We start from the raw sequence: 22,710 nt of genomic DNA on the forward strand, positions 1-22,710 counted from the left end.
GGGTTAGACAAAGGCACGGATCGCCGCCGTCACTTCCTTCGGCGCACTCAGATTGGGACAGTGGCCGGTCGCATCGAGCAGCAGATATTCGCTGTTCGGGATTTGAGCGTGAACATATTCACCCACGCAGGGCGGCGCGATGATATCCTCTCGGCATTGCATGACGAGCGTGCGCGCGGTTAATCGCGGCAGGTCCGCCCTGTTGTCTGAGAAGAAGGTTGTGTGCGCGAACTGGCGGGCGATCTCGGGATCAGTCGCGCAGAAGCTGTTGGCAAGCTTCTCGCCCAGCTCCGGTCGCTCGGGATTGCCCATGATTGCAGGTGCCATCGCGGCCGACCAGCCGAGATGATTGTCGGCGAGGAATTCGAGGAGTTCGTCGACCTGTGCGTGGGAGAAGCCGCCGATATAATCGCCATCGTCGATATACCGTGGCGACGGCCCGACCATGACGAGTTCGGAAAACATGCCAGGCGCTTCCAAGGTGGCGAGCGCACCGATCATCGCGCTCACCGAATGACCGACGAAGATCGCGTCCTTCAGCCCGAGCGCGCGTCCGATCTCGACCACATCCTCCGCATAGCCCTCCAGCGCTGCATATTTGGCAGGGTGGTAGGCCGCAAGGTCGGACCGACCCGCGCCAACATGATCGAACAAAATGACGCGGAAGTCAGCTTCAAATTCGCTCGCGACCTCGGTCCACATGTGTTGATCGCAGCCAAAGCCATGCGCAAACATCATGGCACGGGATCCCGCGCCGGAAATATTCACATTGTTCCGCGCGAGTACCATAGCGCTGTCTAACATAGATGGCCGGCATACGCTAATCGCTTGAGTTGCAAATGAAACCTTCCCGAAAATCCGACTGTCTGCAATAAGCCCTGTGGCAGCGGCAAACTGCGTATGCCGCGAACGAACAAGGGTTTTGCGTTTCGCTATGAGCAGATCTGAATCGATGGACGTATCTGGGGGCAAGACAACGGAGTCTCCGTTTTTCCTGTCCGGAGGAGGCGAGGCCGGCGGGCTGCTCCGCGCGCGGAGCTGGGCCGAAACGCCGCTTGGGTCTCCGGCAGACTGGCCGTCCCCGCTCAAGACGTTGACGGCGGTGATGCTTGGGTCGAGCCAGCCCATGTTTATCGTCTGGGGACCTGAGCGCTCGCTGCTTTACAACGATGCATATGCGGCGATCCTCGCCTCAAAACATCCGGCCGCCATTGGACAGGATTTTCTATCTGTCTGGCATGAAATTCGCGACGAGCTCGAACCGATCGTCTCGCGGGCCTATCGTGGCGGACCCGTCCAGATGGACGACATTGAGCTTTGGATGGAGCGCAAGGGATATCGTGAGGAGACCCATTTCGCTTTTTCCTATACACCGATACGCGCAGACGCTTCGCAGGTACTCGGGTTCTTCTGCACATGCCAGGAAATCACCGAGCAGGTCCTGGCCAAGCGTCAGCTTGGCGCGAGCGAAGCGCGAGCACGGGCGGACGCCGAACGTGTCCAGCTCGCATTGGCAGCCGGTGCCATCATCGGAACCTGGGTCTGGGATATTCAAGCTGATCGCTTCACGGTGGACGAAGCGTTTGCTCAGGCCTTCGGGATCGATCCCGCTCTCGGACGCGACGGGCTTAGTCTTGAGCAGGTGGTGGCCACCGTTCATCCCGACGACAAGGATGCGCTGATATCGGCAATCCAGGCTGCCTTGGCTCGGGGTGGGCCCTATGCGCACCAGTACCGTGTTCAGCGACCGGACGGTCACTATTATTGGATTGAAGCCAATGGGCGGGTCGAAATGGACGAAGGTGGTTCGCCCGTTTCATTCCCCGGCGTGCTGCTCGACATTGAGGCGCGTCGGACAACCGAGGTCGCTCTCCGCGAGGCGACGCGACGCCTCGACGCCATCCTGAACAACACGCGGATGGCAGTATTCTTGATGGATGAGCGGCAACATTGCGTTTTCGCCAACGCCGCCGCCGAGGCCCTGACCGGCTATCGTTTCGACGAAATGCGGGATCGCCCGCTGCATGACGTTGTCCACCACAAGAAGCCTGATGGGACACATTATCCGATCGAGGAGTGCCCGATCGACCGTGCCTTCCCGGAGCGTGCCCAGACGTCGGGAGAAGAGCTCTTCGTTGCTCCCGATGGCAGCCTTTACCCGGTTGCCTTCACTGCCAGTCCGCTCCTCGATGACGATGGCCGGCCGGTTGGCACGATCATCGAGGCGCGCAATATCAGCGATGAAAAGGCTGCCGAGGCCGAACGGCTGAGAATGACGGCGAGCCTCGAAAGCCAAAGTGCGACGCTTGAGACATTGAATCGCAGTGGCCAGGCGGTCGCTGCCGAGCTCGATTTGGACCGCATCGTTCAAATGGTGACCGATGCCGGTGTGGAACTGACTGGAGCCGCATTCGGCGCATTCTTCTACAACCTCGTCGATGCCGCCGGAGAGCGCTACATGCTCTACGCTTTGTCGGGTGTTGAGCGTGCCGCCTTCGAGCGTTTCCCGATGCCCCGCGCGACGGCGGTCTTCCATCCCACGTTCCAGGGCGAGGGCGTCGTGCGCGCTGACGACATCCTGCTCGACCCGCGATACGGCAAGTCAGAGCCTCATTTCGGCATGCCAGAAGGACATCTTCCGGTGCGCAGCTATCTCGCGGTGCCGGTGATCTCGCGGAGCGGCGAAGTCTTGGGTGGCCTGTTCTTTGGTCATCCCGAGCCTGGCCAGTTCGACGCGCGCCACGAACGGCTAATGACCGGTATCGCGGCTCAAGCCGCGATCGCCGTCGACAATGCGCGCCTGTACCGGAGCGCCCAGGCGGAGATTGCCGAGCGCCAGCGCGTCGAGGACGAGCTGCGGGAACTCAACGAAACACTCGAACAGCGCGTGAGCAACGAGGTCGCTGAGCGTGCCAAAGCCGAAGAGGCGCTGCGTCAGGCACAGAAAATGGAAGCGGTCGGCCAGTTGACGGGGGGCATTGCCCATGACTTCAATAACCTGCTGACCGTGGTGACGGGCAATATCGACATGGCATTGCGTGCGCTCGAAAGCACCGGCAACGCCGATGCCCGCACACGACGCGCCTTGGGCAACGCGCAAAAAGGCGCGGAGCGCGCGGCCGCGCTGACGCAGCGGCTTCTGGCGTTTTCGCGACGGCAGCCCTTGGCGCCCAAGCCGATCGATGCGGATCGTCTCGTGGCGGGTATGTCGGATTTGGTCCAACGTGCGCTTGGCGAGTTGGTCAAGCTTGAGATCGTAACGAGTCCGGGGTTGTGGCGGATCGAAGCTGATCCCAACCAGTTGGAAAGTGCCATCCTCAACCTGGCGGTAAACGCGCGCGATGCGATGCCGGAGGGAGGAACGCTAACCATCGAAACGGCCAATACGCGGCTTGATGAAGCCTATTCGGCCGAACATGCCGAAGTAGCGCCCGGCCAATATGTGGCCATCACGGTGACCGACACCGGTGCGGGCATGTCCAGGGAAACCCAGGCTCGCGTATTCGAGCCGTTCTTCACCACAAAGGAAGTGGGCAAGGGCACTGGCCTGGGCCTCTCGATGGTCTACGGCTTCGTCAAACAATCAGGTGGCCATGTCAAAATCTATTCGGAAGAAGGGCATGGAACGAGCGTCAAGATCTACCTGCCCCGCCTGATGGCCGAGCGGCAGACGGAAGTGGAATCTGGTCGCTGCGATGTAGAAGTCAGTCACGCGCAGGAGACGATTCTGGTCGTAGAGGATGATGACGATGTCCGCGCCTACACGGTCGAGTGTCTGCGCGAACTCGGTTATCGTGTACTCGAGGCGCATGACGGCCCCTCGGCCTTGCGGTTGCTGGAACGGCAGCACGATCCGGTCCAGCTATTGTTTACAGATGTCGTGATGCCGGGCATGACAGGCCGGGAGCTCGCCGAAAAGGCGAAGGAACTGCAGGGCGATCTCAAGGTACTCTACACCAGCGGTTACACCCGGAACGCCATTGTCCATGGTGGCCGACTCGATGCCGGGGTCGAGATGATCGGCAAGCCTTTCACTTTTGCGACGCTGGCGGAGAAGGTCGCCGACATGCTTGATAGCGGTCGCGCCGGCCGACTGCTCCTCGTCAGCGGCGAGACGACCTTGCGGATGTTTACCGCCGAAGCGCTTGCGGGGATGGGCTATGCAGTGGACGAAGCGGCCAATCGCGCCGAGGCCTTGGCCCGGATCCGGGCATCACGCGGTCGCTACGACGGTGTGCTGCTGGATCTTGGCGACCCGACGGAAGCGTTGGCATTCGAGCTTCGTGCCCTTCATGCCGACTTGCCGATTTTACTCGCGAGCGATGAAGCGGAACAGCTCGCTTCGCGCCTTGTCCAGGATCCGTGTGCGGGGGTGATCGCTAGGCCCTACAGCGCCAGCAAGCTCGCCGCATCCCTCGAGAGGCTCGGACTCAAGTGTCGAAATTCTGGCGACGCTAGCACCTAAAAGCTTCGGGTGGTGCAGGTGTCCGCGCACCAAACTACCAAGGTTACCGCAGTAGCCCTCGCCAATAGGAACTCATGAATGGCGTGTGAGCCAAGCGCCAGCGAGAAGCGGTATGGCGAACCGCCGCGGTCCGGGTTTCAGGGTTATAGCGCCGATCGCTGCGCTGACGCGGTGGGGAAGGGCGCGAGTGCTTAAGCACAAAGTGGGTTCAATGCCGCCGGAAATCCTGCCCTTGAACAGACTCTCTTCGAGAGGGTGCTGTCTGTGCCACGACACAAATACGCACCTCTGTGGTAGGTTGGATGTGCCTGGGGCGAAGCGTCAGGGCGTTTCGCGCGTGGCGCGACCGCGCTCTACGTCGCTGGCGCGTCGCCGAGTCGCTTGTTGCGTCTCGGCCCATTCGGGTGACGATCGCGTGACGCGGGCCGGGTACTGCCCGGAAGTGGAACGCGAGTTTTGATGAGCGTGCGCTGGCGGACTTCGGCGAAGCCGCCAGGGTCCGCAGCGCCTTTTGTTTCCCCCGTGGCACACTCGATCCAGCCGGAGGGCGCGGCGGCGGCTGGCGCACAGCTGCGCGCGCACGCCGCCGCGACGGCCGGCCGGCTTCGAGAGTGCTGCTTTGTGCAGCTCCGGGAGCTGAGCAGCGCTGCGCGCTGAAGTGCTAACGCCACCGCGCCTAGGCGTGGTGGCGTTAGCCTCCGGCGTCGATCTGACGGAGGTGGGCGTCGCTACCCTTTGAACCCGCCGCGGCGTGCTGCAACCCCGGCTGTGCCGGGGTCCTTCTCTTCGTTTCGGCCCTCCGGGTGCGGCCCGCCTCATTCGGCGGGATCGCCGGTCCGCTCCTGCCGCCCACCTCCGCCATTCCGGCGCCGGTTGCGGTGGTTTTGAAGGAGTGAGGAGCAATGAAGACCGGAAACGAGCGTGCGAGCCTTTATGCCGAGGTGACGGCGCGGGTGATTGCCGAGCTGGAGGCAGGGCGGCTGCCATGGGTGCAGCCTTGGGATGCGGCTTCGTGCGGGTGCACCATGCCTGCCAATGCGGTGACCGGGCGGCGCTATTCAGGGATCAACGTGCTGATCCTGTGGGCGGCGGTGATCGAAGGCAGCTATACGTCTCATCGCTGGCTGACCTTCAAGCAGGCACAGGCGGCGGGCGGCAATGTCCGCAAGGGCGAGCGGGGAACTACCGTCTGTTATGCGGATCGCTTCACGCCGAAGGATGAGGCGGAACGCGCGCGCGATGAGGATCGTGAGGCGCGGCAGCTGGCGTTCCTGAAGCGTTTTACGGTGTTCAACGTTGCGCAGTGTGAAGGCTTGCCCGAGCGGTTCACCGAGCTGCGAGAGCTTCCGGCCGAGGTGGATATCCTGCCGGACGTGCAGGCACTGATCGAGGCGAGCGGTGCGGACTTTCGGATTGGCGGGGGCGAGGCCTATTATTCGCCGGGCGGCGATTATGTCGCGGTGCCGCCGCAGGCAGCGTTCGGCGAGCCGATCAACTGGTATCGCACCGTGTTGCACGAGCTTGGCCATTGGACCGGACATCACAGTCGGTTGGACCGTAACCAGCGCGGCGGATTTGGCAGTGCGGATTACGCAAGTGAGGAGCTTGTCGCAGAGATGGCGAGCGCGTTCGCCTGCGCGTCGCTGGCGATTGCGCCGACCGTCCGGCATGCCGATTACATCGGTTCGTGGCTTGCGGTGCTGCGCGACGACGAACGCGCGATTTTCCGCGCGGCGAGCGCCGCCAGCAAGGCGGCGGAGTATCTGCTTGCCTTTGCCCCGTCCGGGGAGGCGCAGTCATGAGCGAGAACCTCCCCGATCCCGAGATCATCGAACGGCTGGAGGCCGGGTTGGAGCGGATGCCGAAACTGCGCCGCGAAATCTTCCTTGCGATCCGGTTGGACGGTCTGTCCTATGCCGAAATCGCGGAGCGAACAGGGCTCAGCGTCGAACATGTCGAGCGGCACTTTGCAGAGAGCATGTCGGCTCTTTGCGATGCGATCGACGGACGTAATTCTGCCCCGCGGTGGAAGCGCATACTGCGTCGGGTCGTGGAGCGGTGGCGGCGATGAACATTGCAGCCTCGCCGGTTTGGTCGGCGAGGCTGTCCCAAGCATCTTCATGACGTTAGGATGCTCCCATGCAGACCAGCCTCGACCATCTTCCATCGACCAAGCAGCGCGAACTGGAGCGCATCGTCCAAATTCTGTTTGCTGAGTTCGAGGATGCGACCGCGCTCGCCACGCAGAAGTGGAAGAAGCAGGGGCGCATTCTCAAGGTGATTCTCTACGGTTCCTATGCCCGTGGCGACTGGGTCGAAGACCCGGTCGGGGGCTATTATTCCGATTACGATGTTCTGGTCGTTGTGAGTGACGACCGGCTCACCGACCCGGTGGAATATTGGGCCAAGGCGGACGACCATTTTGTCCGCGAGGTGACGATCTCCAAGCGGATCAGCGCGCCGGTCGCGTTCATCGTTCACAGCCATGCGGACGTGAACGACCAGCTGATGCGCGGTCGCCCGTTTTTCATCGACGCGATCGAGCAAGGCGTCGTGCTTTACGAGGCAGACGGCCATCCCTTTGCGACGCCCCAACCGCTCACAGAAGAAGCGGCCAGAGCCGAGGCGCAAAAGTACTTCGATGAGTGGTTTCCCGCCGCAACGAAGCGCTTCGAGGGCGCCCGCTTCTACATGGAGAAGGGCTACTTCAAGGACGCTGCATTCGATCTCCACCAGACCGCTGAGCGTCTCTACCACTGCGTGTTGCTGACCCTAACGCTGTACAGCCCGAAGTCGCACAAGCTGAACTTCCTGCGCGCGCAAGCGGAGCCGTTGGTACATGAGCTGATCGCCGTTTGGCCCCGCGACACCAAGTTTGCGCGGCGTTGCTTCGAATTGCTGCAGCACGCGTATGTGAATGCGCGCTACTCGCCGCACTACAAGGTCACGCCGGAAGAGCTGGACTGGCTCGCCGCGCGGATCGAGGTTCTGCAGAATGTAGTGCGCGACGTTTGCGAACGGCGGCTCGCACCGCGCGACTGATCGCGCGGCGCTCGCGCCTCAAGCGTTCAAGGCTCCGCGCGCCGCAGCGCGTCAGCAAGCATTGCGGCGAATGCTTCTTCCGCCTGTGTACGGGCGCTTTGGTCCTTCGCTGTAAGATCGCGGCGAACCCATTCCGGCGCGCGCTTGAGAAAGGCGAGGATCGTGGCTTCGAGGTCTTCGGTCATCGCGGGCCTATGCGCGGGGTTCGCGTTCGGGGGCAAGCGCCTCAAATGCGCGCTTGCCGCGCCGCCACCAGAGCAGGAGCGCTTTGTCCCGATCCTCGCCGCGCAACCTGGCGGCGGCATCAACCAGCAACCCGAAGATCACCGCGCGATCGTCATCGGTCAGTTCGATGAGGCCAGCCTTGGCGACGAGGCCACCCAGTTCGATTAACTGGCGCGTACGCTCACGTCGCTTCACGACCCAATCGCGGGTATCATTGCGCGCGATCCTGGCGTTCAGCCGGTGGCGCGCTACCGTCGTCCGTCCGAGCGCTGCGCGGGTTCGTGTCAGCCCGGCCACCAGCGCGACGCGTCCCTTGAAAGAACGACGCGCCGCGTTTGCGCCAGCTCTCCTTCGCGCTGGGGTCTTTGCTTTCGACACCCGCGACCAGCAGTCCGGCAAGCTGCTCGATCGCCAGCGCGTCGGCACCAGTCGCGACGACCAGCTCGCCAAGCTGGCGCAGTTTGCGCTCTTTGAGCTGTTTCGCCTTGTCGTTGAGCGCCTCCAGCTCGGCATCGAAATCGCGAGGTTTACGCATTGGTCCTTCTCCAATTGCATGGCGGAGGTGCACCAGTTATCGGACCATTCGATCAGGCTCAACGCTCTGAAATCTCATGGGATTCGTCAGTCCCGAGAAAGATGAATTCTTTGGAGGGCGCGCTTATACGTTGTGCCAACGTCGCTTGTTTAGTGTATGTGGATTGCCGTCATGGCGATCTACCATTTCTCGGCCAAAGTGATCTCGCGCGCTGCTGGATCATCGGCGCTGGCGTCGGCGGCGTATCGCTCTGCTTCGCGGCTGCACGACCAGCGGCTCGATCGGCATCACGACTTCTCCAACAAGGCGGGCGTCGTTCACTCTGAGGTGATGCTGCCCGACGGCGCGCCCGAGCATTTGTCGGACCGCGAGAGCCTCTGGAATGCGGTCGAGGCGGTCGAGCTGCGCAAGGACGCGCAGCTGGCGCGCGAGATCGAGTTCGCGATTCCGCGCGAGATGACCAAGGAGCAGGGCATCGAGCTGGCCCGCGACTTCGTCCGCGAAGAGTTCGTCGATCGCGGCATGATCGCTGATCTCAACGTGCATTGGGACATCGGCGCCGATGGTCTGGCGAAGCCCCACGCGCACGTAATGCTGACGATGCGCGAGGTTAGCGAGGACGGGTTCGGGAAGAAGAACCGCGACTGGAACCGCACCGATCTTCTGGAGAAATGGCGCGAACGCTGGAGCGAACACGTCAACCAGCGCCTTGCCGAGCTGGATATCGATGCGCGGATCGATCACCGGTCCTTGGAAGCGCAGGGGATCGATCTGGAGCCGCAGCACAAGATCGGACCGGCAGCGTCGCGCATGGCGGCGCAGGGTCTCGAGTCCGAGCGCGCCGCCGAGCACCTCGAAATTGCTCGCGCCAATGGCGAGAAAATTATTGCCAACCCCGGCATCGCGCTCGACGCGATTACCCACCAGCAGGCGACGTTCACGACACGCGACCTTGCGCGGTTCATCCACCGTAACAGCGACGGCAAGGAGCAGTTCGATCAGGCGATGGGTGCGGTGCGCGCTTCGCCCGAGTTGGTCGTGCTCGGCAAAGATGGACGCGGCGAGGACCGGTTCACATCCCGCGCGATGATCAATGTCGAGCACCGGCTAATGAACCGCGCCGAACGCCTTTCCGATCGCGACAGCCATAGTCTCCCGACGGCGACGCTGAACGACGCCATCATCACCGCCAGGAGTAACGGCCTTGTTCTCGGGGGGGAGCAGAAGGCCGCTTTCGATCACATAACAGCGCCAGGCGATCTGGCCATCGTCACTGGCTACGCCGGCACTGGCAAATCAGCCATGTTGAGTGTCGCGCGCTATGCATGGAGCCGCGCTGGCTACGAGGTGCAGGGGCTAGCCCTGTCGGGCATCGCCGCCGAGAATCTCGAAAGCGGATCGGGCATCGCGTCGCGCACGATTGCATCCATCGAGCATCAATGGGGGCAGGGCAGGGACCTGCTCACGGAAAACCATATCCTGGTGATCGACGAGGCCGGTATGATCGGATCGCGTCAAATGGACCGCGTGATATTGGAAGCAGAGAAGCGCGGTGCCAAGGTCGTGCTGGTGGGAGACCCCGAACAGCTCCAGGCGATCGAGGCAGGGGCAGCGTTCCGGTCGCTTGCTGAACGGCATGGCAGCGTCGAGATCACAGAGGTCCGCCGTCAGCACGAGGGCTGGCAGCGCGATGCGACGCGGCAGCTTGCCACCGGCCGCACGGGCGAGGCAATCCAGGCCTATCAGGAGCATGACGCGGTGCACGCCGCTGCGACGCGGGACGACGCGCGCGGTGCGCTGATCGACCGTTGGGATCGAGACCGGATCGCCAATCCCGACGCTTCGCGCATCATCCTCACCCACACGCGCGACGAGGTGCAGGCGCTTAACACCGCTGCCCGTGATCGACTGCGCATCGCAGGCGCCCTTGGCGAAGATGTGACGATTACCACCGAGCGAGGGGCCCGCGAGTTTGCGGCAGGCGACCGGATCATGTTCCTGCGGAACGAGCGCGACCTTGGCGTGAAGAACGGAACGCTCGGGACTGTGGATACGGCCAGCCCGGTTCGCATGGCTGTGCAGCTCGACGACGGCCGATCGATCGCGTTCGATATCAAGGATTATGCGCAAATCGATCACGGCTACGCTGCCACGATCCACAAGGCGCAAGGGATGACGGTCGATCGCACGCATGTGCTGGCGACGCCCGGCATGGACAGCCATTCGGCCTACGTCGCCCTGTCGCGCCATCGCGACCGTGTCGATCTGCACTATGGGCAGGATGACTTCGCCAATCAGGGCAGGCTTGTCCGCACGCTGTCGCGCGAGCGCGCCAAGGACATGGCGAGCGACTATGCCGGCGAGCCTGAGCGCCGGTTTGCCGAGCGGCGCGGGATATCCTTCCGTCAGCGACTCGCCGAAATGGCGCACAAGATGCCGGAGAAGGTGCGGGGCATGTTCGACGGGCTGCGGCTTCCGGTCCAACGACCTGTCGAACCGGCCAAATCCACTGAAGACGAAGCGCGACAAGCGCGCAGGAACATCGTCCAGCGGCACGCGCGCGCGGTGGTCAGCATCTTCGAGAGCTTCGACAAGGGGGAGGCGACCAGCCCAGAGCAGGCGAATGAACTTCGCGCGGCGCGCAAGGATCTAAATGGGATCACCGAGCACGCGTCGGTCGACCTCGAAAACGCATACAAGAAGGACCGGGGGCTTGCCCGCGAAGCGGCGGGCGGCGACTTCAGGCGAACCAACCAGGCGATGCAGCTTGAAGCTGAGCTTCGCACGAGCCCGGCTCGACGCGCTGACCACTTCGTTGAGCGATGGAATAAGCTGACCGCTCGGGCCCAGCGCGCGTACGTGGTGGGGGATCTCGCGGGCCGTAAGTCCGCGCAGAACGCAATGGCGGGGATGGCCCAAAGCCTTGAGCGCGACCCGCAAATGGAATCCATCCTTGCGAGTCGAAAGGCTCAGTTGGGGATCTCGATTGAGACCGGCCGCCGGCTGGGTGCCGAGCTGGCATTCAACCACGGCATCGATTTCGGGCGAGGCAGGGAGCGCGGCATCGGTCGATAAACGCATTTAGGTCTGCTTTGCGCCCCATAAGCCGTCATTCTCGACCCGATCGCCGCGCCCTGGAAGCAGACCGGCCGCTTTCCCCGACGAGCTGATCCGCGGATGTCCGGATTTGGGTCGTCACCAGCCGGACAGGTTTCAGCTCGAATGTGAGCATAACAGCGTTCCGCTCCTGGCCAATTATGGCCTTGAGAAGAACAGTGGGACATTCACAATATGATCCGGCGATGCAATGCCGACCCGCATGGAACGCCGGAAAAACCGTGGGTACCAAGCGACCGCTGACGCAGAAGCAAATCTGGGCTGTACGCTTCTTTCTGGATCGGGAGGGCCGCCTCCGCGACAGGGCGCTGTTCGACCTAGCCATCGACAGCAAGCTGCGCGGCTGCGACTTGGTGAAGATCAAGATTGGCGACATCGTTTCGGGAGCCGACATCCGGACGAGAGCTATCGTCATCCAGCAGAAAACTGGAAAGCCGGTACAGTTCGAGTTGACTGTCGACGTACGGGCTAGCCTGCTCGCTTGGCTGGAGCGTCGCGGCGGCACAGTCCATGACTATGCCTTTCCAAGCCGCATCGATTCGGCTGGCCACCTTAGCACGCGCCAATATGCCAGACTCGTCGACGAGTGGGTCGATGCCGCCGGGCTCCGGCGTGCCGAGTACGGCACGCATTCGCTTCGTCGCACGAAGGCATCGATGATTTACAAGGCGACAGGCAATCTTCGAGCGATCCAGATCCTGCTGGGGCATACGAAGATCGAGAACACTGTTCGATATCTCGGCGTCGACATCGAAGATGCGCTGATCTTAGCAGAGCGAACCGAGATCTGACGCCCGGGGCGGCCCGCCTCGACAGAGGATAGGCCGCTCCGATGCCGGTCGACTAAGCGCCTCAAGAGCGGACGACTAGCCCTTGGTGGGGGCGCAATTGAGCGGTCATTTAACCAACGACGCCTGGCCACGAGCTGCGTCGCGACCCAACTTCACCTCTTGAACGCGCAGACCTTGCCTTTCTTGCCGACCCAGCATCCGCCCTGGCGACGGAAATCCTCGCCAAGCAGTTCGTGGGCGTGGCCGGCCCGGCTCTTCCCATTCCAGCTGACATTGGCAAAGCCGCCGTCGAGAATCGAGACATAGGCGAAATAGGTCGGGGTCTTGCTGTTGAGGTTGATCTGGAACGATCCATCGTCCTGCAGATCGATGCGGCAAGTCTTCTTGATGTCCAGATACACCTTGCCGCCCACGGTAATCGAGCAATCGCCGCGAACGACCTTGCCTGGTCCGTCCTGCGCTACGCTTGGCAGGACCGGGAGGGAGACAGCGGCGCTGGCTGCGGCGAGCGCGACAAGAGAGAACAGCTTCATCACAAATCTCCTGGTTTGAACTGATTGAGAAGATGAACGGTCAGCCGGGCGCTGTGAGGCGTAGCCACTGCCCAGAGGCTTGCTTGCGGACGATCGTGAATGAACCCGGATCGACATCCCAGATGTCGGTGCCGAGCATGAAGTACCAGGCATGGCCCTGGTGGGTGCGCCAGAACTCGATCGATCCGCCTGCCGGGTTGTAGCCTAGCGGGCCGCACAGTGGCTCAGCGTCTTCGCGCACGACTTCGGCTCGGGTGCGGAGGACGTCGACAATCAGCGCGTCGGTCGGAAGCCCTTCCGCGTGATAGGGTGCTCTAAGAGTGCAGCGGGCCGCCCGCTGCTTGTCGCCGACCCTATCCCGCGCCTCGTGAATCGCACGCGCCCGCCCGCCCGGCATTCCAGCGAAAACGCGCGCGAGCACAAGTGGCTGCCCGTCGGCGTCGCGCGTGGGTCCGCCGTCGGCGCGGCGCGCATATACAAGTTCGGTCGTATTTTTTCCGACACGCAACTCGACGGTCGTTGATTGGCCGCCGCATTGCAGGGTGCGGTAGAGAAGGATGTTGTCGGCAAAGCCGGTCTCGCGGATGGCCCAGCGACAGCCCTCGATCGCGGCGGTGGGCGTCTGCCCCTGATCGAGCATGAGCGCGGCAGCCTCGTTCGGACACAGGCGGGTCACGGAAAGACGCGGTTCGCTGGATCCGCACGCCGCGCGTGCCGGGTTCCCCCTCTTCCTTGCGCCCGCCGGTTCCGCGCCCGTGCAAAGAAGGGCAAGGCTCAGGGTGAGGATTTTAGTCCGCACGCGCATAGAAACCGTCCCTTCGAGGAAATAACTCTGATCGGACCGGGGCGAGACTGGAAGGCACCGACCACGCATGCACATGGCCGGTGCCCCCCCCCACTCCCCCGGGAGGGGGCGGGTGGCGGGTGCTCGGCAGGATCGAGCACCCGCCACCGTGCCGATCAGTTACAGGCCTTCTTGTCCCGATCGAGCTTGTTGGTCGCGGCGATGATCTGGGCCTTGAGCTGCTGCTTCTGAGCCGCCTGGGAATTCGCCGTCAGCGTGTTGTAGAGCTTGTGCATGTCGGAAATCGCGACTTCTTGCGTCTTGAGCGCAGCATTGCACTGGTTGCATTGCGTCTTGGCGGCGTTCAGCTCGTTGGTTTTGGCGATGATCTGGGCCTTGAGCGCCTGCTTCTGGGCCGCCTGCGAATTCGCCGTCAGTGAATTGTACTTGACGTGCATCCCAGAGACCTCCTGGTCGAGCGCCGCGGCCTTGGCGCAGGGACCGGTCTGGGCAAACGCGCTGCTCGACAGGAACAGGGCAGCGGTCGCCGAGGCGGCGAGTGCAACGGTACGGATCATCGGTTTTCTCCCTCTTGTGAAATGAAGTTGGGCACGCGGATACAGGCGCGGGTCGACATGCTGCGGTGAGCGGCGGCAGACCGCGCGGAACGATCAGTCGACTTGCGTCCAGCCCCCGGCGGGGTCCTTCGTCAGCAGTGTGAAGGACGCGGGATCGATCTGAGCGATGTCCTGGCCGAGCTGGAAGAACCAGCTCTTGCCTCCGAACACGCGCCAGTAGCTCGCTTCGTCGCCGTTGAAGCCGAACGGGCCGCACGCGGCGCGTGGTCCGTCCGCCGCCGCGTCGGCAGCGGCAGGGTCAGGAACATCGACGACGATGGAATCTTCCGGCCAGCCATCGATGCCGGCATTGCGCGCGCGGCAGCCTGATTTTTCGGCTGGATCCTCGATCGCCTCCCGCGCGATACGCGTCAGTGCGGCGGTCTTGTCGGCGCCATCGACGCCGCCGACCCGCGCGACCACAGTCCCCTTATACTGATTGTCTGGGTCGCCATAGGCGAGGCTGTCATAGGACAGTTCTGCGAGTGGGGCCCTTTCAGCATAAGCCAGGCGGGTCGCCTTGCTGCCGCATTTGCTGGCGCGATAGAGAAGGACCCGGTCGCCGACGCGGGTTTCCTGCACCGCCCATTCGCAGCCTTCCGGCGCATCCGGCGACGTGCCGCCCGCAGCTGCCAGATAGGCGCTGGCGCGACCGACGCAAATCCCCGTGATCGGCAAGCGTGCGCCATCGTCGGCGCACGGACCATTGCTGACCAGCGTTGGTTCAGTACCGTTACCAGCATCGACGGCGGCGTTTGCCGGTCCGCCCGCGCCGCCTTCGCAAGCCGCCAGCGTCAGGGCGGCAATCCCGGCAATCATGATCGTTTTCTTCACCAGACCACTCCGTCAGAGCTTCGGATGTCTGGATCGTAACGCCGGAGAAATGGATCGGAACTGGTAGCCTTACTAGTGGTCAGATGGGATGCCGCGGAACTTTAAAGATCGCCTTCGTCGATCAGCTGCTCACGAGTCGCGATCGCCGCCGCTTCGGCGCGGTTCGATACCCCGAGCTTCGCCAAGATCGCGCCGACATGATAATTTGCCGTGGATATCGAGACGCCAAGATAGCCTGCGATCTCCGCATTCGTGAATCCTTTTGCCAACAGCGCCAGCGCGCGCCGCTGCTGGCCGGTGATTGCGGGAGAGGGGCTTCCATTCGCTGTCGAAGAGCGCGGCGGTGGCGCAGGTTCGACCGTCTCTCCGGCTGCGACCTTCCGGATCGCGCCGATCAGTTCATCGAAGGTCACCGATTTGGCGAGATGCGCCCGCGCGCCGGTGGCCAGCATGCTGGTGACGGTGTGCGTCTCCGCAAATGTGCTGAGCCCGATCACGCGCACATTCGGACAGGCCCTGCGGATCGCTTCGGCGGCGGCCAGCCCGCCCATCCCGGGCATCCGGATGTCCATCAATACGATGTCGGGGACAAGTTCGGTGCACCGGGCTACCGCTTCCTCCCCGGATTGCGCCTCGCCAACGACCGTGACATCGGGGGCTGCCGACAAAAGCTGCGCAACACCGTGCCGTACAACCATATGATCGTCGGCGATCAAGACACGGATTGGCTTGCTCATCATTGTGACCGGGTCCAGATCATCGTCACGCGGCATCCGTCGCCCGGGCTGCTCTCAATCTCTAGCGTCGCGCCGATCAGCCGGGCACGATCCTCCATGATTGCCAGGCCCAGGCGCTCCCGTCGATCCGCTCCACGCATATCGAATCCCTTCCCCCGATCGCTCACCATCAACATGGCGCGGTCATGCAGAGCGTCAAATATCATCTCGGCTTCGCTTGCGCCGCTATGCTTGACCACATTGTTCAGACACTCCTGTGCCACCCGATAGAAGATGGCATAGACCTCCGGCGGCAACGGGGCATCGTCTGCCAGGTCACTCGTCACCGTGAGACCGTGCAACCGCGAGAATTCGATTGCCAGTTCGCCGAGGCGATGCGTCAGGGGCCATTGGCCCTCAGACCCACCGCGAAGTTCCGTCAGCAGACCCCGCATCTCGATGAGCGCGTGACGATTGAGCTTTGCGATATGCTCGGCCGCCTCGACATCGGCAGCAGCGCCCCCTTTCAGTCGCTCCGGAAGCGCAGCAGCAAACAAGGATGCGGACGCCAGTGTCTGTGCGACTGCGTCGTGAAGGTCGGCGGAGAGCCGCGTCCGCTCTTCCAGCTGGGCATTGCGCGCGGTCATGTGTGCGATCTCTGCGACGCGCTCAGCCACTCGATTCTCCAAGCCCTGCGTCATCGCCTGCTGCGCATGCGCCATCTCGTTGAACGACTCGATCAGATATCCGATCTCGTCGTTGAAGCTGATCTCGACCTGCGTTGTGAGGTCGCCATCTCGAAAACGACGGATGCCGCGCAGCAACCGATTGAGCGGCTGGATCAGGAAGCTTCTGAAGAGGAGCGGCAATCCGACAAGCGCGGCTAAGACGGTCGCGATCGTGAAGCCGACCAGAGGTTTGAACAGCCGGTCGAGATAGATCAGGAAGCTATGATAATAGTCCCGCAGCAGGGGCGAGCCCGCAGCGGGCGCTGGGCCGGGCGTGATGCCGATCAGCCAGGGCGCATGGAGCGGGTCGAACAGCTTGAACGACGGCTTTGGCGGCATTTCGAGATAGTTGATGTCGATGCGACCGTCCGCAAAGATGATCGTCTGCACCCGAAAACAGGGATCGGACTGATCGGCACGGCACCGATCGAGCCTGGTCAGCACGAGCCGCTCGCTGTCTGCGAACGCGGTTATCCGGCTTCCTGAGCGGGGTGTCGACGCGAGCAGAGGATAGATCGCTGGCTGGACGCCGCGACCAAAGGCTGCGTCGGTGGGGGTCGGAACCCGATCAAATCCGATCGTGCCAAGACGATCGACAAAGACGCGATCATAGCGTCGGCCATAGAAGTCCAGTTCGAAGAGCAACTCGATTCTTGCTCCGTTCGGGCCGATCTCCTCGCCGCGAACAGGCTCGGTCAAAAACACTTGGCGTTGAGCGGCATAGTCACCGTTTCCAAGCGGCGCGAAACGCAGCGCCTGCCCCGAAGCGATCAGATCGGGAGGCCGAAACTGGGACTGGTGTGTCGGCCCGATAATCCATGCGACGCCATTAACGCCGGCCAGCAGCACGGCGATCCCGATCGTCGTCAGCTTGAAGAGAAACGAGGAACGTTCCGGCAGATAGCTCAGATAGACGAGCGTTAGCCCAAGAAGCATCGCGAGCGTCGACCAGCACACAAAGACATCGAGCGGTATGCTGCCCAGTCGCCCTTCCGGCGCTAACAGAGCCGCGATGTGAACTAGGGGCAGCAACGCAAGAAGCAGAAATGCCCGGGCGGCCTTTGCCTCCCGGTTGGCGGGCGATCGCCAGATCGCCCTTATCGCCGACGGTTGACGATGGGACGTTCCGGTTTCGCCGTCCGCGCCTTCGTGAGCAACGACGAACTGGCGCCAGAAGGTTATCGCGGATCCGATCAGGGCGATCGCCATCCAGAGTGTGACCCGGTCGGGACGCCACCAGGGGTCGCCGCGCAGAAGCGAAATATCCGCATACACCGCGAACGCGCATTCCACCGCTATCGCCATGGCGAGAATGGCAGCAATCACGATGCTTTCGAGGCGCGCGCGCGGCAACGGGCGTGGAAACCGGTACGCAAACAGGAAGAGTGCCGCGCAAATCACCCCGCCAAATGGACGAGCCCATGGCATCGCGAGGGTGGACCAAGCATCGACCGGCGACCAGGGCATCGCATAGCTCACCCATCCTCCCGCGACGAGCACGCGAAACATTGAGGCCAGAAAGGCGAGCGCGACGGCGCTCATCAGAACCGTCAGGAGTACCGTCGGCGCATATAGCCGACCACGCCGCCAATCCCCGAACACCCGCATCCCGAGATAGGCGAGAATGATCGACGCAAGCAACGCCTCGGTCAGATAGCTGATTGCACCGGGGGTCCAATACCAGGACGAGGTTCCGAGCGCCGAGTTCCACCCGGCGTCAGGGGGCATACCGCCTCCGCGCAAATTGAGAGGTTTGAACCTGCGAAGCCGATCGGCTCCGGTTCTGGCCTAAGCGCTTCATTGCCGCCCACTTCGCATCAATTGCGCGTGAATCAGGCCGGTTTGCAATCGACTGCAGATCGGCACAAAGGCGCCAAACCCGCAAAAACGAGAATCCGCGCTCGATGCCCAGTATTGCACATCCATGCCCCCTGGCGGGGAGGGCTATATCAGTTACGAATTTCTGGAAAGTGTTTCGAGAAAACAGGGGCTGTGAGGACGCAGAACTAAAGATGTCATGGTGAAGCGAAGCAGGCCCTTATCTCGAAGTCCGCTTTGCCCAGAATGCCATTGAAAGCGGCCTGTCTCAAACCGGCCCAACAAATGACTTTGCAATGGGGCCAGCCCCTGCATAGGCCCTCATTTTGCTAATTACCCAGTGGCAATTTTAACTCGATTCCTAGATGCTCGTTGCATCCAGTATCACGCGAACAGTCTCCTCTGGCCGATCCCACATCGGGAAGTGTCCGCTACGCTCGAACCAGTGCAGCGTCGCTCCAGGGAAAGCCTTGATCGCGCGATCCGCCTGCTGCGGTAGACACAGCCGATCCTTTCGTCCCCAGCCGATGACAACAGGCGCAGCCGTTTTCGCAGGACCCTCCTGCATCGCGCCGTTGGCGAGATCCTTCACAAGCGAATTGACGGTGCGCGTGTCAGCCAACGACTTCAATTCGCGCGCGACGAATGCCCCGTCGAGCGCCCACGGCGTTGCAGAGAGCTGGGCCAAAAGCGCGGTCCGGCCTGCGACATTTCCGGTGATGGCAGAAAGCGCCGGTCGCAGTGCGCGAACCAGAGCAACCGATGGCATTAAGGTGGCTTTGAAGAAGGTGCGCTCCCACCCTTGCCAGAAGCCGCCCGGATCCAGTGCGACAACCGCGCCCGCTCGGCCGCGCCGCGCCATCTCGAGCACCAGGCGAGCTCCCAGCGAGCTGCCAACCATATCAATACCTGTGAAATTCTCCGCGCCGAGCCATTCGTCGAGACTGCGCGCAAGTCCGTCAAACGTGCCGCTGTCGGCCTCTTCGGGTGTTTGCCCATGGCCGGGCAGGTCTATGGCAATTACCTCCCTGACTTGAGAAAGCGCAGGCGAGATCGTGTCCCACGAGCCGCAGGTCGCCCCCAGTCCGTGGACAAGGAGGAGGGGTTTTCCGCGCCCCGTGCGCGTGTAGTGTACGGTCATGTAACGGCAACGTCTCGCACCGACTTATGGGCCCGTAGATGTCTATATTGCCGAATCTGAGGCCAAGAGCGGACGGTCCGCTTCCGGCCCAAAAGCCGCTGGACCGCTCCAGCACTACCTGCCAGTCGGCAAAGCGCCCCATTTCGGTCGCTCACATTGAGGTCGCGCGTTGCCAAAAGCTGCCGTTCGTCTATTCAACCCAGACTAGTGCTGGGCCGATGTTAATGCCTGCAGAAGTTTGTGGGCCGAAGATCGGCTACCGCCGAATGACTTGAGCGGAGCAAGACAGGCGATGCCCGTCACGAGATGCTGTGGAGGTAGATTTCCAGCATCGTGTATCCTTTTTCACCCAGCAGATTTCGGTCCGCAGGATTGCGGGGGTCGAGACCGCGGCTGCGCTCCCAGTCGTCGGGCATTCCGTCATGATCGCTGTCAGATGCGGCTTGGCCGCTCCTCAGGACAGGCCATCCTCCGACGTCTGCAGGACTGTCGATGATCCCCACGGGGACGGAGGCATCACGAACCCGATGCTCCGACTTGTAGCTGTGTCCGCCAAAGCTGGCCGTCCCGCTGCGGACCTCGGATAGGATACGCATATCGACAGCGTCGCGACGAGGCTTCGCCGCACCCGCATTGGCAAGGACCAACTCATAGGCCTCTCGCGGCGTCTGCTGGTTGATAGGCATGGCCGGCCAAGGCTCATGGAGCCGAAGCCCCGCGTCAGGGGCAGGACCGCCCTCGGTCTGGACGCCGCCGTTCCAGTTGTCGGCGCTCACCGCCTCATTGCCCTCTACGAGATTGTCGGCGACATACCATTTGCCGTAGTCGGTCGCTCCGTCTCGAGACAGCGGATTGACGATACGGTGGCTGACTGCACCGGGAACCGTCGCCGGGCCAGGCTTCAGATAGTTGCCGACATAATTGATGGTGGAGAAATCGACTGCCCTGTTGCCGCCCGGCTGCCGATTTTCGCCGCCATAGGCGCTTTGATAGCCCCAATTATAGATCACGTTGTTACGGATATCCGTAAATCCGGCGCCTGACACGATCCGCGGGCTCCGGCTGGAATGATGCGCAATCAGATTATGGTGATAAGTACTGTAGTTTGAGCCGAACATCGCACCGTAACCATGGTTGCCCTTTTCATGGTTCGACTTGTACAGGCTCTCGGCGATGATCGACCATTGAACGGTGACATACTCGTTCTGGTACACAGACAGCGTCTCATCGACACTCCAGCTCGCCGAGATATGATCGAGGATGAGGCTCTTGTTGTACCTCGACGTGACTGCGTCATAGCCAGCCCCGGACTCTGCGCCCAGGCGAAAGCGCATGTGCCGGACGATCACTTCGTCGGCGCCGATGATGAGTGGATAGCGCTTGACCGTTATGCCGTCCCCCGGCGCCGTTTGACCTGCCAGGGTGATGTAAGGATGCTTGATTTGCAGCGGACTTTGGAGGTCGATCGTGCCCGACACGCGGAACACGATCGTGCGGGGACCTTTCGCATCCACGGCCGCGCGTAAGCTGCCCGGACCCGAATCGAGCAGGTTCGTGACCTCCAGGACCACGCCGCCGCGGCCGCCCACCGTGCATCTGCCATAGCCTTCCGCCGTCGGGAACGCGGGCACGGCGCAATCTGGCTGTCGATCCGATTGCTGCGCCCATAAAGATATGGGCGACAGGGCCAAAGAGATTGACAGCGCAACGGACACAGCAACGTTCAAGCGCATTGCTTTCACCTTAGCCGACAACATGTTCACAGGAGGTGGGAACCCCATCGACCCGGACGCGTGAACTGCCCAATGCGACGGTCACGGCGCTTCGAGAGCGGCGCCATCCGCCTCGATCACGAGCACCCAATCCTCTCCTCGCCCGCTGGAAGGCGGGACAAACGACTGGATTCCCTGGCTCTGCTCGGTACGGAACAGATAGGTTGCGCCGTAACGCGGGTCGAACCAGCTCTGCTTCTGCATGCCGCCTTTGACCTCACCCAGATCGAGGGTGAAAGGTTCTCCTCGCGGTGAATAGACGATGATCCGCGATCCATCCGTGGCTCGCGCCGCTCGGATCTTCGCTGCGCCGTTCGTCGGGCCGTCAAGGATCAAATCCTGGCGCGGTTCCAGGGATTCAAAGCGATGCGACTCCATGAATCGGCGAAGGATACCCATTTGCCGAGCGCCGGGGTCGTGCAGAGCCTCCTGCCAAGGGCGATTTGCGCCGATCGCCGGCTCGCGACCCGGCGACCACATCTGCCAGATATTGTTATTGCCATAGGCATGCCCTGCTGCTCCGGCGAGCACAGACCACCATGCCGCCTGCCGAGTGTCGTCATCGTCAAAGCGCAGCCGGGGATCATGCCCTTGATTGTAGAAGCCCATGGGAATGCCCTCATATCGCGGCTCGCCGTCGATCACCGGACGGCGCGGAGACAAGGCGCGGTCACGCTCGACATACAGACCGGTATCGAGATCCCGGGCGGCGTGTGAGGATTGGTTCATATAGAAGTCCAGCCATTTGGCGTCGCGCACTTGCGCTGACGACAATCCTGGACCGCGAGGATGGAAGGTGATCAGATGGCGCCCGCCATCACCTTCGCGCAGCCCTTTTGCCAATGCGTCGATCACGGCACGCTCATTCTCGGAACGTACATTGGAGTCCCCACCCAGGATCCAGATAACGCCAGCGTCACGATATCGCTTGCCCAGAAAACGCCCATAGGAGAGAGCCGATTCGGGCGTGAAAATCTGTGCGTTGCCGTCTCGCCAGTAGCGTCCCCAGGATGGCAGGAACCCTATCGTCAGACCCAATCCATTGGCGCGCCTGATCACATAGTCGATATGCGCAAAATAGGCCTCATTCGGCGTGGCAGGGTTGCGGTTCAGTAACGGCAACTCGCCATAGGCGTTCGGTTCATCCAACCCCCGCAGTTCGGCCAGCGCCACCGCCTGAATGACGTTGAACCCCTTCTCCGCCCGGTCCTTGAGGTAAAGGTCTGCTTCCTCTCGGCGCAATCGGTGGAAGAGCGCCCAGGCGGTGTCTGCCATATAAAAGAATGGTTTGCCGTCTTCCGTCCGCAGGTGGCGGGCATCGCGTGAGACTTCAACGCGAGCTTGCGCGTGAGCAGATTGATTCACTTGCATGGAAAGAACCGCCAGAACAGCGGTCCCCGTTATGCTCCAGATGCCAGACGTGGCCATCCTCACCCACCCTTAGTCCGCTTTTGGTAACCGGTGTCATAACGCGTCCGTGGTTTCGCGCAAGGCACAACCTCCAGCAGAGATATTAACTAGCGAAGGGATGCGTCAGGGTCAGTGATCAAGGGAAGTCGAGCGTGCAGCACCTGCGATCAGGGCGTCTGCTT

Annotated in this window: 19 protein-coding genes; 6 read left to right on the forward strand and 13 right to left on the reverse strand. The window is 62.3% G+C overall.

Features of this window, described 5'->3' with window-relative positions:
- Positions 1 to 3 precede the first annotated feature (3 nt).
- On the reverse strand, positions 4 to 1,128 hold the full coding sequence (locus tag ABS767_RS09165) for an alpha/beta fold hydrolase (RefSeq protein ID WP_408078045.1): 1,125 nt from the start codon (positions 1,126 to 1,128) through the stop codon (positions 4 to 6).
- On the opposite strand from ABS767_RS09165, the gene ABS767_RS09170 reads away from it, so the two are divergent.
- From ABS767_RS09170 to ABS767_RS09185, 4 genes are all read left to right on the forward strand, one after another.
- A complete protein-coding gene (locus ABS767_RS09170) occupies positions 1,127 to 4,465 on the forward strand; it encodes a PAS domain S-box protein (protein WP_408078046.1) in 3,339 nt (1,112 codons plus the stop codon). The two genes, ABS767_RS09165 and ABS767_RS09170, sit on opposite strands and share 2 nt — an antisense overlap.
- 902 nt (positions 4,466 to 5,367) lie before the next feature.
- Positions 5,368 to 6,267, forward strand: a complete 900-nt coding sequence (locus ABS767_RS09175) for an ArdC family protein (RefSeq protein ID WP_408078047.1) — start codon at positions 5,368 to 5,370, stop codon at positions 6,265 to 6,267.
- The gene (locus tag ABS767_RS09180; protein ID WP_408078048.1) at positions 6,153 to 6,536 is read left to right on the forward strand and encodes a sigma factor-like helix-turn-helix DNA-binding protein; all 384 of its coding nucleotides are present in this window, start codon (positions 6,153 to 6,155) and stop codon (positions 6,534 to 6,536) included. Before ABS767_RS09175 ends, ABS767_RS09180 begins: the two co-directional genes overlap by 115 nt.
- Before the next feature lie 68 nt (positions 6,537 to 6,604).
- Positions 6,605 to 7,507 (forward strand): HEPN domain-containing protein, encoded by a 903-nt coding sequence (locus ABS767_RS09185; protein WP_408078049.1) that lies wholly within the window; start codon positions 6,605 to 6,607, stop codon positions 7,505 to 7,507.
- Positions 7,508 to 7,533: 26 nt separating this feature from the next.
- Here ABS767_RS09185 and ABS767_RS09190 read toward each other — a convergent pair whose 3' ends face one another.
- From ABS767_RS09190 to ABS767_RS09200, 3 genes are read right to left on the reverse strand one after another with little or no spacing between them, the layout of a single operon-like run.
- Complete coding sequence (locus ABS767_RS09190; RefSeq protein ID WP_408078050.1) at positions 7,534 to 7,692, reverse strand: DUF6771 family protein; 159 nt, start codon at positions 7,690 to 7,692, stop codon at positions 7,534 to 7,536.
- A gap of 7 nt (positions 7,693 to 7,699) precedes the next feature.
- Positions 7,700 to 7,927: a conjugal transfer protein TraD gene (locus ABS767_RS09195; RefSeq protein WP_408078051.1), complete on the reverse strand. Its 228-nt coding sequence runs from the start codon at positions 7,925 to 7,927 to the stop codon at positions 7,700 to 7,702.
- A 16-nt stretch (positions 7,928 to 7,943) separates the two neighbouring features.
- Entirely contained in the window at positions 7,944 to 8,267 is a 324-nt protein-coding gene (locus ABS767_RS09200; RefSeq protein WP_408078052.1) for a conjugal transfer protein TraD, read from the reverse strand.
- A 171-nt stretch (positions 8,268 to 8,438) separates the two neighbouring features.
- Between ABS767_RS09200 and traA the strand changes: the two genes are divergently transcribed.
- Positions 8,439 to 11,342, forward strand: a complete 2,904-nt coding sequence (traA, locus tag ABS767_RS09205; RefSeq protein ID WP_408078053.1) for a Ti-type conjugative transfer relaxase TraA — start codon at positions 8,439 to 8,441, stop codon at positions 11,340 to 11,342.
- Positions 11,343 to 11,524: 182 nt separating this feature from the next.
- Positions 11,525 to 12,175, forward strand: coding sequence for a tyrosine-type recombinase/integrase (locus ABS767_RS09210; protein ID WP_408078054.1), 651 nt, complete (start codon positions 11,525 to 11,527; stop codon positions 12,173 to 12,175).
- A gap of 152 nt (positions 12,176 to 12,327) precedes the next feature.
- Here ABS767_RS09210 and ABS767_RS09215 read toward each other — a convergent pair whose 3' ends face one another.
- The 9 genes from ABS767_RS09215 to ABS767_RS09255 all read right to left on the reverse strand — a co-directional run bounded on the left by ABS767_RS09215 (position 12,328) and on the right by ABS767_RS09255 (position 22,546).
- Positions 12,328 to 12,708, reverse strand: coding sequence for a hypothetical protein (locus ABS767_RS09215; RefSeq protein WP_408078055.1), 381 nt, complete (start codon positions 12,706 to 12,708; stop codon positions 12,328 to 12,330).
- 40 nt (positions 12,709 to 12,748) lie between these two features.
- Entirely contained in the window at positions 12,749 to 13,384 is a 636-nt protein-coding gene (locus tag ABS767_RS09220; protein WP_408078056.1) for a hypothetical protein, read from the reverse strand.
- Positions 13,385 to 13,668: 284 nt separating this feature from the next.
- On the reverse strand, positions 13,669 to 14,070 hold the full coding sequence (locus tag ABS767_RS09225; RefSeq protein ID WP_408078057.1) for a hypothetical protein: 402 nt from the start codon (positions 14,068 to 14,070) through the stop codon (positions 13,669 to 13,671).
- Between the two features lie 93 nt (positions 14,071 to 14,163).
- On the reverse strand, positions 14,164 to 14,943 hold the full coding sequence (locus tag ABS767_RS09230; RefSeq protein WP_408078058.1) for a hypothetical protein: 780 nt from the start codon (positions 14,941 to 14,943) through the stop codon (positions 14,164 to 14,166).
- A gap of 101 nt (positions 14,944 to 15,044) precedes the next feature.
- On the reverse strand, positions 15,045 to 15,680 hold the full coding sequence (locus ABS767_RS09235; protein ID WP_408078059.1) for a response regulator: 636 nt from the start codon (positions 15,678 to 15,680) through the stop codon (positions 15,045 to 15,047).
- Complete coding sequence (locus ABS767_RS09240) at positions 15,680 to 18,115, reverse strand: sensor histidine kinase (RefSeq protein WP_408078060.1); 2,436 nt, start codon at positions 18,113 to 18,115, stop codon at positions 15,680 to 15,682. Before ABS767_RS09240 ends, ABS767_RS09235 begins: the two co-directional genes overlap by 1 nt.
- Before the next feature lie 451 nt (positions 18,116 to 18,566).
- The gene (locus ABS767_RS09245) at positions 18,567 to 19,346 is read right to left on the reverse strand and encodes an alpha/beta fold hydrolase (RefSeq protein WP_408078061.1); all 780 of its coding nucleotides are present in this window, start codon (positions 19,344 to 19,346) and stop codon (positions 18,567 to 18,569) included.
- Positions 19,347 to 19,645: 299 nt separating this feature from the next.
- Positions 19,646 to 21,079, reverse strand: coding sequence for a pectate lyase family protein (locus ABS767_RS09250; protein WP_408078062.1), 1,434 nt, complete (start codon positions 21,077 to 21,079; stop codon positions 19,646 to 19,648).
- An 81-nt stretch (positions 21,080 to 21,160) separates the two neighbouring features.
- Complete coding sequence (locus tag ABS767_RS09255; RefSeq protein WP_408078063.1) at positions 21,161 to 22,546, reverse strand: glycoside hydrolase family 140 protein; 1,386 nt, start codon at positions 22,544 to 22,546, stop codon at positions 21,161 to 21,163.
- Positions 22,547 to 22,710: the final 164 nt, after the last annotated feature.

This window comes from Sphingomonas plantiphila (assembly GCF_046000505.1).
GTDB lineage: Bacteria > Pseudomonadota > Alphaproteobacteria > Sphingomonadales > Sphingomonadaceae > Sphingomonas > Sphingomonas plantiphila.